Origin of the sequence: Escherichia sp. MOD1-EC7011, assembly GCF_002965005.1 — a bacterium.
Classification (GTDB): domain Bacteria; phylum Pseudomonadota; class Gammaproteobacteria; order Enterobacterales; family Enterobacteriaceae; genus Escherichia; species Escherichia ruysiae.
Map to the genome: position 1 here is coordinate 60,332 of NZ_PTRD01000022.1, position 15,050 is coordinate 75,381.

The window sequence follows — 15,050 nt, forward strand, 5'->3', positions numbered from 1 at the left end:
GATGTGTACAACATGCGGTTGCGGTGAAGGCAACCTGTATATCGAGGGTGATGAACATAACCCTCATTCCGCGTTTCGTAGCGCGCCTTTTGCCCCGGCTGCACGCCCGAAGATGAAAATCACCGGCATTAAAGCGCCTGAATTTACCCCCAGCCAGACCGAAGAGGGCGACCTGCATTACGGTCATGGCGAAGCAGGCACACACGCGCCGGGCATGAGCCAGCGCCGGATGCTGGAAGTCGAAATTGACGTGCTGGACAAAAATAATCGCCTGGCTGAACGTAACCGCGCGCGTTTTGCTGCCCGTAATCAACTGGTGCTCAACCTGGTATCCAGCCCCGGTTCCGGTAAAACCACGCTGCTGACGGAAACCTTAATGCGCCTGAAAAACAGCGTTCCGTGCGCGGTGATTGAAGGCGACCAGCAAACCGTGAACGATGCCGCACGTATTCGCGCTACCGGCACGCCAGCGATTCAGGTGAACACCGGTAAAGGTTGCCATCTTGACGCACAGATGATCGCCGACGCCGCGCCGCGTCTGCCACTGGACGATAACGGTATTCTGTTTATCGAAAACGTCGGCAACCTCGTATGCCCGGCCAGCTTCGATCTGGGTGAAAAACATAAAGTTGCGGTGCTTTCCGTTACCGAAGGCGAAGACAAACCGCTGAAATATCCGCATATGTTTGCCGCCGCCTCGCTGATGCTGCTCAACAAAGTTGACCTGCTGCCGTATCTCAATTTCGACGTTGAGAAATGCATCGCCTGCGCCCGCGAAGTCAATCCAGAAATTGAAATCATCCTCATTTCCGCCACCAGCGGCGAAGGGATGGACCAGTGGCTGAACTGGCTGGAGACACAGCGATGTGCATAGGCGTTCCCGGCCAGATTCGCACCATTGACGGCAACCAGGCGAAAGTCGACGTCTGCGGCATTCAGCGCGATGTCGACTTAACGTTAGTCGGCAGCTGCGATGAAAACGGTCAGCCGCGCGTGGGTCAGTGGGTACTGGTTCACGTTGGCTTTGCCATGAGCGTAATTAATGAAGCCGAAGCGCGCGATACCCTCGACGCATTACGAAATATGTTTGACGTTGAGCCGGATGTCGGCGCGCTGTTGTATGGCGAGGAAAAATAATGCGTTTTGTTGATGAATATCGCGCGCCGGAACAGGTGATGCAGTTAATTGAGCATCTGCGCGAACGTGCTTCACATCTCTCTTACACTGCCGAACGCCCTCTGCGCATTATGGAAGTGTGTGGCGGTCATACCCACGCCATTTTTAAATTCGGCCTCGATCAGTTACTGCCAGAAAACGTTGAGTTTATCCACGGTCCGGGCTGCCCGGTGTGTGTACTGCCGATGGGCAGAATCGACACCTGCGTGGAGATTGCCAGCCATCCGGAAGTGATTTTCTGTACCTTTGGCGACGCCATGCGCGTACCTGGAAAACAGGGGTCACTGTTGCAGGCAAAAGCGCGCGGTGCCGATGTGCGCATCGTCTACTCGCCAATGGATGCATTGAAACTGGCGCAGGAGAACCCAACCCGCAAAGTGGTGTTCTTCGGCTTAGGGTTTGAAACCACCATGCCGACCACCGCCATCACTCTGCAACAGGCGAAAGCCCGCGATGTGCAGAACTTTTACTTCTTCTGCCAGCACATTACGCTTATCCCCACGCTGCGCAGTTTGCTGGAACAACCGGACAATGGCATTGATGCGTTCCTCGCGCCAGGCCACGTCAGTATGGTTATCGGCACCGATGCCTATAATTTTATCGCCAGCGATTTTAATCGTCCGCTGGTGGTCGCTGGTTTCGAACCACTTGATCTACTACAAGGCGTGGTGATGCTGGTAGAGCAGAAAATAGCGGCCCACAGCAAAGTAGAGAATCAGTACCGGCGAGTGGTGCCTGACGCAGGTAACCTGCTGGCGCAACAGGCGATAGCCGACGTGTTCTGTGTTAACGGCGATAGCGAATGGCGTGGCCTTGGGGTGATCGAATCTTCTGGCGTGCATCTAACGCCGGATTATCAGCGATTTGACGCTGAAGCGCATTTCCGCCCGGCACCGCAGCAGGTTTGCGATGATCCACGCGCGCGCTGTGGCGAAGTATTGACGGGCAAATGTAAGCCGCATCAATGCCCGCTTTTTGGTAACACCTGTAATCCTCAAACCGCATTCGGCGCGCTGATGGTCTCCTCTGAAGGAGCGTGCGCCGCGTGGTATCAGTATCGTCAGCAGGAGAGTGAAGCGTGAATAATATCCAACTCGCCCACGGCAGCGGCGGCCAGGCGATGCAGCAATTAATCAACAGCCTGTTTATGGAAGCCTTTGCGAATCCGTGGCTGGCAGAGCAGGAAGATCAGGCGCGTCTTGACCTGGCACAACTGGTGGCGGAAGGCGACCGTCTGGCCTTTTCCACCGACAGTTACGTCATTGACCCGCTGTTCTTTCCTGGTGGCAATATTGGCAAGCTGGCGATTTGCGGCACGGCGAATGACGTGGCGGTCAGCGGCGCAATTCCACGCTATCTCTCCTGTGGATTTATCCTTGAAGAAGGATTGCCGATGGAGACGCTGAAAGCCGTGGTCACCAGCATGGCTGAAACTGCCCGTGCGGCTGGCATTGCTATTGTCACCGGCGATACCAAAGTGGTGCAGCGTGGGGCGGCAGATAAACTGTTTATCAACACCGCAGGCATGGGCGCGATCCCGGCAAATATTCACTGGGGTGCACAAACCCTGACCGCCGGCGATGTATTGCTGGTTAGCGGTACGCTCGGCGACCACGGTGCGACTATCCTTAACTTGCGCGAACAACTGGGGCTGGATGGCGAACTGGTCAGCGATTGCGCGGTGCTGACGCCGCTGATTCAAACGCTGCGAGACATTCCCGGCGTGAAGGCGCTGCGCGATGCCACCCGTGGTGGGGTGAATGCGGTGGTTCATGAGTTTGCGGCAGCCTGCGGTTGCGGCATTGAACTTTCAGAAGCTGCGCTACCGGTTAAACCTGCCGTGCGCGGCGTTTGTGAGCTGCTGGGGCTGGACGCCCTCAACTTTGCCAACGAAGGTAAGCTGGTGATTGCCGTAGAGCGTAACGCGGCTGAGCAAGTGTTGGCGGCGCTGCATTCCCATCCACTAGGACAGGATGCGGCGTTAATTGGCGAAGTGGTGGAACGTAAAGGTGTTCGTCTCGCAGGGCTTTATGGCGTGAAACGAACTCTCGATCTACCTCACGCCGAACCGCTGCCTCGTATATGCTAACAAAAATCTAAAGCTCCTATAATTTGTCATTTACCTTTTGCACCGCTTAGCGGTGCTTTCCTGGAAGAACAACATGTCGTATACACCGATGAGTGATCTCGGGCAACAAGGGTTGTTCGACATCACTCGGACACTATTGCAGCAGCCCGATCTGGCCTCGCTGTGTGAGGCTCTTTCGCAACTGGTAAAGCGTTCTGCGCTCGCCGACAACGCGGCTATTGTGTTGTGGCAAGCGCAGACTCAACGTGCGACTTATTACGCGTCGCGTGACAAAGAACCCCCTATAAAATACGAAGACGAAACCGTTCTGGCACATGGGCCGGTGCGCAGCATTTTGTCACGTCCTGATACGCTGCATTGCAGCTACGAAGAATTTTGTGAAACCTGGCCACAACTGGCCACAAGCGGGCTATACCCTAAATTTGGTCACTATTGCCTGATGCCACAGGCAGCGGAAGGACATATTTTTGGCGGCTGTGAATTTATTCGTTATGACGATCGCCCGTGGAGCGAAAAAGAGTTCAATCGCCTGCAAACCTTTACGCAGATTGTTTCTGTTGTCACCGAGCAAATTCAGAGTCGCATCATCAACAATGTCGACTACGAACTGTTATGTCGGGAACGGGATAACTTCCGCATTCTGGTTGCCATCACCAATGCGGTACTCTCCCGCCTGGACATGGACGAACTGGTCAGCGAAGTGGCGAAAGAGATCCACTACTACTTCGACATTGACGATATCAGCATCGTCTTACGCAGCCACCGCAAAAACAAACTCAACGTCTACTCCACTCACTATCTCGATAAACAGCATCCCACTCACGAACAGAGTGAAGTTGATGAGGCCGGAACCCTCACCGAGCGCGTATTTAAAAGCAAAGAGATGCTGCTGATTAATCTCCACGAGCGGGATGATTTAGCCCCCTACGAACGCATGTTGTTCGATACCTGGGGCAACCAGATCCAGACGCTGTGCCTGCTGCCGTTGATGTCTGGCAATACCATGCTGGGCGTGCTGAAACTGGCACAGTGCGAAGAGAAAACATTTACCACCACCAACCTGAGTTTGCTGCGCCAGATTGCCGAACGAGTGGCAATCGCCGTCGATAATGCCCTCGCCTACCAGGAAATCCACCGTCTGAAAGAGCGGCTGGTTGATGAAAACCTTGCCCTGACGGAACAACTCAACAAAGTGGATAGTGAATTTGGCGAGATTATTGGTCGCAGCGAAGCCATGTACAGCGTGCTTAAACAAGTTGAAATGGTGGCGCAAAGCGACAGTACCGTTCTGATCCTCGGTGAAACTGGCACGGGTAAAGAGCTGATTGCCCGCGTAATCCATAATCTCAGTGGGCGTAATAATCGTCGCATGGTGAAAATGAACTGCGCCGCCATGCCTGCCGGATTACTGGAAAGCGATCTGTTTGGTCATGAACGTGGTGCCTTTACCGGTGCCAGCGCCCAGCGCATCGGTCGTTTTGAACTGGCGGATAAAAGCTCTCTGTTCCTCGATGAAGTGGGCGATATGCCACTGGAGTTACAGCCGAAGTTGCTGCGCGTATTGCAGGAGCAGGAGTTTGAACGCCTCGGCAGCAACAAAATCATTCAGACAGACGTGCGTTTAATCGCCGCAACTAACCGCGATCTGAAAAAAATGGTCGCCGACCGCGAGTTCCGTAGCGATCTCTATTACCGCCTGAACGTCTTCCCGATCCACCTGCCGCCGTTACGCGAGCGCCCGGAAGATATTCCGCTGCTGGCGAAAGCCTTTACCTTCAAAATTGCCCGCCGACTGGGGCGCAATATCGACAGCATTCCTGCCGAGACACTGCGCATATTGAGCAACATGGAATGGCCGGGTAACGTGCGCGAACTGGAAAATGTTATTGAGCGTGCGGTACTGCTGACTCGCGGTAATGTTCTACAACTCTCTTTACCCGATATCTCACTGCCAGAACCCGAAACGCCGCCTGCTGCAACGGTCGTCGCTCAGGAAGGCGAAGATGAATATCAACTGATTGTTCGCGTATTAAAAGAGACGAACGGCGTAGTCGCGGGTCCGAAAGGCGCTGCGCAACGTCTGGGGTTAAAACGCACCACCCTGCTGTCACGGATGAAGCGGCTGGGAATTGATAAAGCGGCGTTGGTTTAATCGTCTGGAGTGCCGGACAGGAAGATCTATCCGGCACGCTATTCACGTGGTTTCTTCGGGCGATATTTTTCCGGCAATTCCGGCACCGGACGCTTATCATCAATCAGATGACGCACGGTTAAGATCGGATGACGCCACAGCATTCGCGGCCCCGCCCAACGCATAATCTGTTTCATCTCCTCACGCTTTGCTGGCTGATAACAGTGAACCGGACACTGCTTACAGGCTGGTTTCTCTTCGCCGAACACACATTTATCCAGCCGCTTTTGCGCGTAAGCAAACAGCGCATCGTAATGCCCCGGCTCCGCTGACGCCTGCGGGCATTGCGCTTGATAAAGATCGATCATTCTTTTAATCGTCAGTTTTTCACGAGAGATACGCTTACCGGACATGCTGCCTCCACACTATTAAGGTGCATTTATATTACAACTTAAATGTAAAGGGGACTATGGCTCTGAAGGAGAAGGTTTCTTCAACCAGACAATGTTGCGCCCCTTCTCCACAGCCAACAAGCAAACGCTGCAAAGCAGCATTTTTCCCGGAACCGACATCAAGAACTCACCTTTCGTGTCTTCCCCTGAAATGATTAACTCCGGTATCATGTGCGCCTTATGTGATTACAACGAAAATAAAAACCATCACACTACATTTAACATCAGGGAACCGGATCTAACTCCATGAGTGTAATAGAAAATTTCGACGCCCATACTCCGATGATGCAGCGGCATGTTAATAAATAAAATTTAATTTTATATCATGTTCCTGGATGTAATGAAGCTACAAAGAATGAGAATAATTTTTGCGTTTAGAGCCTCAACTCCCCTCAAGGAGATCATTTTTTAAAATATATAAAATACCCATGCGATAATCACGATTCATTCTATCTGATATACAGATTATTAAAGAAATATCACCAGAGAACTAAATCTGCCCCCCAGCACAACAGCAGCTAGCGGTCTGCAGATCAATGGCATGTCTAAACAATTTGTGAAAAAGGCTATATCGGATTCATACCAAAGCCAAATTTAAGAGCAACATAGCTTAACCTTGCAGCAATGGATAACATTAACTGAAGCATACTAAATGCTGTCCGGCGGTGGCGGGGCAAAATCAATGGGAATACATTAAGCACCAACAGGAAGAGGATAAACCAAGGAGACAACTCTAGATTCTATTTACGGACTATAAGTAATCCATATCGACAAATATTCGATTGCGATGCATCTGTAAGAGTACTGCAGATAACAGAATCTTATAGACGCATATGAAAAACCGCCGGCAGCACTGGAAATCTATTTATATTGAGAGACTAAATGTGGAAATTTCTGAATTAAAGGCTTTTATGGCTACAGTTGATACCGGCAGTGTCACTCAAGCTGCACGATTTTTATACAGAACTCAGTCCAGTATTTCATTACGTCTGAAACAATTAGAAAGTAAGGTTGGAGTTTCACTCCTGGAACGACGGAACGACGGCGTATTCCCTACTTTACAAGGACGATTATTATATGACTATGCTCAGAAAATTTTGTCACTGATTGACGAACTTGAAGGTAAACTACATACAGATAATACTTATCGTGAAATTAAGCTAGGCAGTATTTCAAGCCTGTCGGCTGAACATTTACATGCCATTCTTGATAGGGCTAGTGATAAAAAAATAGATATTGATATAACACTAGGCAATTCTTTAGAATTAGCAGAAAGACTACAAAGCAGAGATCTGGACATTGTTATTACTGGAGCGGGCATAGTTGCAGAAAATAACTATCATGTCCATCTATTTTCTGACGATATGGTCATTATATCCTCTCGGGAAAGAAGGGATATAACACATCTATCTGAACTCAAAGATAGTGTCTTCCTGGTAAATAGTAAAAGGAGTGCATCATCCAGAAATCTTAATATCCTATTTTCTACCGCTGGATTTAAGCCTAAAAAGATTATAGAGTGTGGTTCCTATTCTGTTCTTTTTACCGGCGTGGCTAAAGACAAAGGTATTTCAATGGTCCCCAAAACTTTAGCCACATCACCTATGTATAGAGACTCTGTAAAAATTCACAACATTTCAGGAGGGTTTACACCATTTAATACCGTGTTATCTTATGCAAAAGACTCGCAACATCATTTCGTTCTATCATTGGTTAGTATTATCAAAGATTATTTCAGGGAGATAAAATACTCAAACGAGATCAAATAAAAATTTCCACAAGTGAATTAAATAATTAATTGTGGCGATATTTATTACCGCCACAAAATGCAAACCCTAATTTTGGGCATTTACGAGCAACATGAATATATAACAGCTTCTTCTTCATAAGAATTATGCAGAAGAAGCTCATCTTCTATAGTTTCAATTATGATAGTGTCTCCATGACGTAACTCAACCCCAGCTTTATCGGTACTAATTGATGCCCCCAGTAATAAATAATGAACAGAATAAACAGGAGATTTTAATAAGTCACTGCCAAATAAAATATCCATTAGTTGGCTTTGGGTATGTCTCATATTTTCGAATCCGAGTACACTTTCTTTCCGCCATATATCTGAACCTTCACGTACAACCTTACAGACCACTTTTGAATGTTCTGGTATTTTATCAGTTAATATTAACTCATGCCCGATTCCTGTGCTCATCAACTTCGATAGATTAGCTAAGTTGGGATGTATTTTCCTCATTCCAACATCAGAGAAGTCATTAGCTATTGTATATCCAACCACCTTTGGCCTTCCGTTGTTTGTTATTATAATGACTAATACATATTCGACCTCAATACCTCCTGAGAAAGACTGCATAGGAAGGATTATACGTTCACCTGTAGTTCGTAACGTAGTACCATTTCCTTTAAAAAACCAATCCAGCTCTCTATTTCCAGCAGGTAACCCATTCAACGTATTATGTGTCCGACCAAAAGAACTGACAAAAACATTTCTATCATCAGCTGGCTTCATCGGGATGTTATATATGTTAGTTTTTATGTTTTCTTGTTGTATACGTTTTATATCAGGTAATTTATCCATTAAGGAAGATATAGAAATATCTTGTTCAATACTTTTACAAAGAAGATCATAACTTGATGTATTCTTTATTAAATATACACATTCCTCACTGCAATGTTTTTTTTGGAGGATAACAGACCTATTCCCATTAATAGTGCAGTCGATAAGTGATTTCATATAAATCCCCTTTTATGAAATTTTACTCTGCGGCTTCTTTCCATGGCGAGAGCAAAGGAAAACGCCTATGCATATCGCCATAATACTTATCACATGATATTGTGCTAAATTTACTTTAAGAAATATGACACTTAGTACCCCTGCCGATAATGGGATTAAATGCGTAAAAATCTCTCCCCTGGTAGCACCAATTATTGATATACCTTTACTCCAAAATAGATATGACAGCCAGGATGGAAAAATAACCAGATATGCCATACCAATAACGTTATAAAAATCAGAATCGAACTTTATTAATGCACCATTGTGAATCAAGCTAATTAAACTAAACGGTATTAACACAATAGCACCAACCACCGCACACGCAGTTACAAATACATTTCCAGAAATTTCTTTCGGTTTCTTTCTAAGGAAAAAACAATAGATCGCCCAACTAACTGCGGAAATCATAGTCCAATAGTCACCGCGATTAATTTTTTCTAAAGATTGTAGATTTGTTATATCACCTTTTGTAACTAACCAAGCAACACCTAGCGTACTAATTATAACACCAGCAACATTTGATTTTGATATGTAATCCCTAAAAAATATCCAGTTAAATGCAAGAACCAATCCTGGAGTGGATGATAAGTATATAGCGGCATTTAATGAAGTTGTGTATTGCAATCCAATATATAATGCCACTGGGAACATTACTTGCCCTAATATAGCCAATAGTATAATGGATTTTTTATTGCGAATTATTAAATTATAATTTTTCTTAATTGCTATAAAATTAAATGCAACAAGGATTATACTGGTAAGTAGCCACCTTAATTCTGATAACAGAATAGGGTTCATATTAACCACCATAATCTTACCAACAACATAATTACCGCCCCAGAATATAGCCGCTAGAGATAACATTATATAAGGCATTATTTTTATCCTTTTTTCTCTAACATAACATATGATTTTTCACCATAAAAATTTCCCGATTAAAAACAAATTCCCCATATAAACATTCTGAAGTCAATGACTCACAAATTAATTTATATGCTTCTTGTTGCAAAATTATTTTAGCATCTGGCGCAGCCACTCGCATGATCTCATTCATTAACTTATCATTAATTTCTTTAGTAGAAAGGTGGCAAATTATAAGAGAATATCCCGTTTTTCTACGATAATGAGCACTGCCTCCAGTCAAGAAGGGTAATGAGAAGAGATTAAAATCCCCTCTAAATCGAACATTATAGCAATCATTATCCAAACACCATTGTAATACAGAAGGACAAATATTTCGTTCAGTTGAGATTATATCCAGCTTCTGTTTAGTAAAATCAGCAAGACCATTGGCATCAGGTGGATTAATAATTAAAACACCATCTTTATTATTTAGTTGTATTGTTTCATGTAACATGTGGCCTATGATATTACCTTCAACTTCATTCCGATAATAACGTAACCACTCTTCATCGACAGAAACCCAGTCATCAATCATCAATATTTCTTTGAATGATAGTTTTTTATGCTCCAGTAAATATGCTTTAAATGGCATATATTGCAAAACCTTCCCTCTGTCTCCAACAACTGAATAATCTCCTACCCATGTGTTTACAAACGTTCTCGTTGCAATAATGCTTGCTTTACCAATATAGTCTGCAGCCCATCCAACCATAGCCTCTCTACCAACCCATGCATAATCAGAGAGGGTTATAGCTGGTAGTGTTGTCATTGCAACAGTTCTGGCTCCTACAGATGGACGACCGTAGGGATCATGATTCTGCCGAAGAAGTTGGCTTCCTGGTGATAACCATACACCAATGCCAATAGTGATATCGCCGCCAGCATTAACTGATGCATTTCTACCAAAACGAACGTATTGACCTATCCTTATTTTAGGAATCTGCTCAGCCTTTAGTTCCATCTGATGGTCAGCATGTGGATGACTAAAATATGCGCCATTCTCAAAATGGGTAGTTGAAATGAGATGTTCCCCTCCATATTCTTTAACTAAAAACTGTGAACCACTGATGTCAATTGAAAAATGATCTTCTGGTAAATTATAGCGTTTTGAAAATTCTGCCAATTTTTCTTTAAAAAGCATTGCAAATTCTATTTCTTCTCGTTGAGTTGTTACCTTCTGTACTTCTTTGCGCAGATATTTCAGAACTCTAGTGTAATCGGAAATTGGTGAGGTACTGTTTTCAGAATTGATATTTTTTTCCAAGTCGCATAGGAACATTTCTGAATTGCTTATTTCGATTTCTTCTATTTCTGTGGGGGTGTTTTTACTTGTCATCAACTTACTCCGTTATCGTTAGTTGTTTCAACTTATATCCTTTTAATAAATATATTAAATGAATAGGAAGAGCGATATTAAATAATATCAATACCGATATTGACATTATCAATAGCGATTATCTTGAAAGTTCTAAAATAAAGTGTATATAGGAGTAAAATACACAGAGACTAAAACATTCATCAATAACAAATTGACTGTTTTACCTTTTCAGGCGTTTTTGGGCTTTATTTAGCATATCCAGTGTGTTGGGCTTTACCGGTTTCAATCTGCCTATAAGATGGCTTCCGTATTGCGCAAAACTTCACTGAGCGTTAGCTCAGAAGCCTCTGTTTTTCGCTTTACTGCATTCGGATTTCGTCTGATAAATTTCATAGTTTCAACAAATTTGCGAGCAGTCTCGCGCGCCCGTTCATTGCTGGCAAAATCTCAAACATTGCCAATCATAGATCTGATAACCTGTTTCGACGTCTTGCCCCCGTCGTTGATGATACAGGTCGTTTTGGGGTGACCTGATTTTGATACAAAAACCCACGGATGAATACCTGCGGTTGTCAGTGATAAGATACAGCTTTCGATCAGGATTAGGTAAGTAGACAACTCGCTCTTTCTGGTCGAGTTTTGATTTCACGTCGATAGATAACTTATTGATTATAATCGGCTGAAAAAGTGTCATTTATATAATATGTATACCAGCAAGTCAGAGTATGTGCCAACTACATACCAGTATGCTTCTGGTATACACAAATTTATCGATTTATATGGGTTTAAAGCGGTTTCACATGGGGCACATGGGTAGCCGCAAGACTTAAAAAAATGAGTAAAATCAATATGAAAGAGTCTATCGACAAGGATCTCTCAGACCATACGCCCATGATGCAGCAGTACCTCAAGCTGAAAGCCCAGCATCCTGAGATCCTGCTGTTCTACCGGATGGGTGACTTTTACGAGCTGTTTTATGACGACGCAAAACGAGCATCGCAGCTGCTGGATATTTCACTGACTAAACGCGGCGCATCTGCGGGCGAGCCGATCCCGATGGCGGGTATTCCCTACCATGCAGTGGAAAACTATCTCGCCAAACTGGTGAATCAAGGTGAGTCGGTTGCGATTTGTGAACAAATCGGCGATCCGGCTACCAGCAAAGGGCCGGTTGAGCGCAAAGTTGTCCGTATCGTCACGCCGGGCACGATCAGCGATGAAGCCCTGCTACAGGAGCGTCAGGACAATCTGCTGGCGGCTATCTGGCAGGACAGCAAAGGTTTCGGTTACGCGACGCTGGATATCAGCTCCGGTCGTTTTCGTCTGAGCGAACCGGCTGACCGCGAAACGATGGCAGCAGAGCTGCAACGCACCAATCCGGCTGAACTGTTGTATGCAGAAGATTTCGCCGAGATGTCGCTGATTGAAGGTCGTCGCGGCCTGCGCCGTCGTCCGCTGTGGGAGTTTGAAATCGACACCGCGCGCCAGCAGTTGAACCTGCAATTTGGCACCCGCGATCTGGTCGGTTTTGGCGTCGAGAACGCGCCTCGTGGGCTTTGTGCTGCCGGTTGTCTGTTACAGTATGCGAAAGATACCCAACGCACGACCCTGCCGCATATTCGCTCTATCACTATGGAACGTGAGCAGGACAGCATCATTATGGATGCTGCGACGCGTCGTAACCTGGAAATTACCCAGAATCTGGCGGGCGGCGCGGAAAATACATTGGCTTCCGTGCTCGATTGCACCGTCACGCCGATGGGTAGCCGTATGCTGAAACGCTGGCTGCATATGCCGGTGCGCGACACCCGTGTGTTGCTTGAGCGTCAGCAAACTATTGGCGCATTGCAGGATTTCACCGCCGAGTTACAGCCGGTACTCCGGCAGGTCGGCGATCTGGAGCGTATTCTGGCACGCCTGGCGTTGCGTACCGCTCGCCCGCGCGACCTTGCTCGTATGCGTCATGCCTTCCAGCAACTGCCAGAACTGCGTGCACAGCTAGAAAATGTCGATAGTGCACCAGTACAGGCGCTGCGTGAAAAAATGGGCGAATTTGCCGAACTGCGCGACCTGCTGGAGCGAGCAATCATCGACACGCCACCGGTGCTGGTGCGCGACGGTGGCGTCATCGCTCCAGGCTATAACGAAGAGCTGGATGAGTGGCGTGCGCTGGCTGACGGTGCGACCGATTATCTGGAGCGTCTGGAAATCCGCGAACGTGAACGTACCGGTCTGGACACGCTGAAAGTCGGCTTTAATGCGGTGCACGGCTACTACATTCAAATCAGCCGTGGGCAAAGTCATCTGGCGCCAATTAACTATATGCGCCGCCAGACACTGAAAAACGCCGAACGTTACATTATTCCGGAGCTGAAAGAGTACGAAGACAAGGTACTGACTTCAAAAGGTAAAGCACTGACGCTGGAAAAACAGCTTTATGAAGAGTTGTTCGACCTGCTACTGCCGCATCTGGAAGCGTTACAACAGAGTGCGAGTGCGCTGGCAGAACTGGACGTGCTGGTAAATCTGGCAGAACGCGCATATACCCTGAACTACACCTGCCCGACCTTTATCGATAAACCCGGCATTCGTATTACCGAAGGTCGCCATCCGGTGGTTGAACAGGTGCTGAATGAGCCGTTTATTGCTAACCCGCTGAACCTGTCACCGCAGCGACGGATGTTGATCATCACCGGTCCGAACATGGGCGGTAAAAGTACCTATATGCGCCAGACCGCGTTGATTGCGCTGATGGCGTATATTGGCAGTTACGTACCGGCACAAAAAGTCGAGATTGGACCGATCGATCGCATCTTCACCCGTGTTGGCGCAGCGGATGATCTGGCTTCCGGACGTTCAACCTTTATGGTGGAGATGACCGAAACCGCTAATATTCTGCATAACGCCACCGAGTATAGTCTGGTATTGATGGATGAGATTGGGCGCGGAACGTCGACTTACGATGGCCTGTCGCTGGCGTGGGCATGTGCCGAAAATCTGGCGAATAAAATTAAAGCGTTGACGCTGTTTGCTACCCATTACTTCGAGCTGACTCAACTGCCGGAGAAAATGGAAGGCGTCGCCAACGTGCATCTCGATGCGCTGGAGCACGGAGACACTATCGCCTTTATGCACAGCGTACAGGACGGCGCGGCGAGTAAGAGCTACGGTCTGGCGGTTGCTGCGCTGGCAGGTGTACCGAAAGAGGTGATCAAACGTGCGCGACAGAAACTGCGTGAGCTGGAAAGCATTTCGCCGAATGCTGCCGCTACACAGGTAGATGGTACGCAAATGTCACTACTTTCTGTGCCGGAAGAAACCTCGCCAGCGGTCGAAGCACTGGAAAATCTCGATCCAGATTCACTGACTCCGCGTCAGGCGCTGGAGTGGATTTATCGCTTGAAGAGTCTGGTGTAAAAATAATTCCCGATAGCCTTTTACTATCGGGAATATTAACGACAACTGACGAATCTAATAAAAATACCCTGTATAATAGTAGAGATTATTTTACAGGGTAAAATCATGCCATCAACACGCTATCAAAAAATTGATACTCATCACTATCGCCATATATGGGCTGTTGGTGATATTCATGGTGACTATCAATTATTACAATCCCGTTTGCATGAATTATCTTTTTGTCACGAAACAGACTTACTTATTTCCACAGGCGATAATATTGATCGTGGGTCGGAGAGTCTTAATGTGCTACACCTGTTAAATCAGCCCTGGTTTACCTCCGTGAAAGGTAACCATGAAGCGATGGCACTTGATGCATTCGCGACTGGTGATGGCAATATGTGGTTAGCCAGCGGCGGTGACTGGTTCTTTGATTTAAATGATTCAGAGAAAAAAGAAGCAATAGATCTGTTACTGAGATTTCATCATCTCCCGCATATTATCGAATTGAGTAACGATTTTATAAAATATGTCATCGCACATGCAGATTATCCGGGTAATGAATATCACTTTGGCAAAGAAATCGCGGAAAGCGAATTACTCTGGTCTGTTGATCGCGTGCAGAGGACGCTTAATGGCGAGTTACAAAAAATAAACGGTGCTGATTATTTTATATTTGGACATATGATGTTTGATAACATTCAGACATTCGCTAACCAGATTTATATTGATACCGGATCGCCGAAAAGCGGACGGTTATCGTTTTATAAAATTAAATAATTAATCCAGTCAGG

Annotated in this window: 12 protein-coding genes; 8 read left to right on the forward strand and 4 right to left on the reverse strand. The window is 46.4% G+C overall.

The window, feature by feature from the left end; all coding sequences use genetic code 11:
- Window position 1 precedes the first annotated feature (1 nt).
- From hypB to flhA, 5 genes are all read left to right on the forward strand, one after another.
- Window positions 2-874 carry a hydrogenase nickel incorporation protein HypB gene (gene hypB, locus A7098_RS10845; RefSeq protein WP_105280781.1) on the forward strand — a complete coding sequence of 291 codons (873 nt, stop codon included), beginning with the start codon at window positions 2-4 and terminating at the stop codon, window positions 872-874.
- Window positions 865-1,137: a hydrogenase 3 maturation protein HypC gene (gene hypC / locus A7098_RS10850; RefSeq protein ID WP_032226063.1), complete on the forward strand. Its 273-nt coding sequence runs from the start codon at window positions 865-867 to the stop codon at window positions 1,135-1,137. Before hypB ends, hypC begins: the two co-directional genes overlap by 10 nt.
- On the forward strand, window positions 1,137-2,258 hold the full coding sequence (gene hypD, locus A7098_RS10855; protein ID WP_001212986.1) for a hydrogenase formation protein HypD: 1,122 nt from the start codon (window positions 1,137-1,139) through the stop codon (window positions 2,256-2,258). The genes hypC and hypD overlap by 1 nt, the downstream gene beginning before the upstream one ends.
- Complete coding sequence (hypE, locus tag A7098_RS10860) at window positions 2,255-3,265, forward strand: hydrogenase maturation carbamoyl dehydratase HypE (RefSeq protein WP_001059917.1); 1,011 nt, start codon at window positions 2,255-2,257, stop codon at window positions 3,263-3,265. Before hypD ends, hypE begins: the two co-directional genes overlap by 4 nt.
- A gap of 73 nt (window positions 3,266-3,338) precedes the next feature.
- The gene (gene flhA / locus A7098_RS10865; protein WP_105280782.1) at window positions 3,339-5,417 is read left to right on the forward strand and encodes a formate hydrogenlyase transcriptional activator FlhA; all 2,079 of its coding nucleotides are present in this window, start codon (window positions 3,339-3,341) and stop codon (window positions 5,415-5,417) included.
- A 38-nt stretch (window positions 5,418-5,455) separates the two neighbouring features.
- Here the strand turns inward: flhA and A7098_RS10870 are convergent, their stop codons facing one another.
- Entirely contained in the window at window positions 5,456-5,809 is a 354-nt protein-coding gene (locus A7098_RS10870; protein WP_000015504.1) for a nitrous oxide-stimulated promoter family protein, read from the reverse strand.
- A 923-nt stretch (window positions 5,810-6,732) separates the two neighbouring features.
- Between A7098_RS10870 and A7098_RS10875 the strand changes: the two genes are divergently transcribed.
- Window positions 6,733-7,617, forward strand: a complete 885-nt coding sequence (locus A7098_RS10875) for a LysR family transcriptional regulator (RefSeq protein WP_176251513.1) — start codon at window positions 6,733-6,735, stop codon at window positions 7,615-7,617.
- 80 nt (window positions 7,618-7,697) lie between these two features.
- On the opposite strand, the gene A7098_RS10880 is transcribed toward A7098_RS10875, so the two are convergent.
- The 3 genes from A7098_RS10880 to A7098_RS10890 are packed head-to-tail and all read right to left on the reverse strand — an operon-like array spanning window position 7,698 to window position 10,875.
- On the reverse strand, window positions 7,698-8,594 hold the full coding sequence (locus A7098_RS10880; RefSeq protein ID WP_105280784.1) for a hypothetical protein: 897 nt from the start codon (window positions 8,592-8,594) through the stop codon (window positions 7,698-7,700).
- Between the two features lie 12 nt (window positions 8,595-8,606).
- Window positions 8,607-9,512: a DMT family transporter gene (locus tag A7098_RS10885; protein WP_105280785.1), complete on the reverse strand. Its 906-nt coding sequence runs from the start codon at window positions 9,510-9,512 to the stop codon at window positions 8,607-8,609.
- A gap of 19 nt (window positions 9,513-9,531) precedes the next feature.
- Complete coding sequence (locus A7098_RS10890) at window positions 9,532-10,875, reverse strand: hypothetical protein (protein ID WP_105280786.1); 1,344 nt, start codon at window positions 10,873-10,875, stop codon at window positions 9,532-9,534.
- 831 nt (window positions 10,876-11,706) lie between these two features.
- Between A7098_RS10890 and mutS the strand changes: the two genes are divergently transcribed.
- Together mutS and pphB are read left to right on the forward strand one after the other, a co-directional pair.
- Entirely contained in the window at window positions 11,707-14,274 is a 2,568-nt protein-coding gene (gene mutS, locus A7098_RS10895) for a DNA mismatch repair protein MutS (protein ID WP_105280809.1), read from the forward strand.
- A 105-nt stretch (window positions 14,275-14,379) separates the two neighbouring features.
- Window positions 14,380-15,036, forward strand: a complete 657-nt coding sequence (gene pphB, locus A7098_RS10900; RefSeq protein ID WP_105280787.1) for a protein-serine/threonine phosphatase — start codon at window positions 14,380-14,382, stop codon at window positions 15,034-15,036.
- Window positions 15,037-15,050 lie beyond the last annotated feature (14 nt).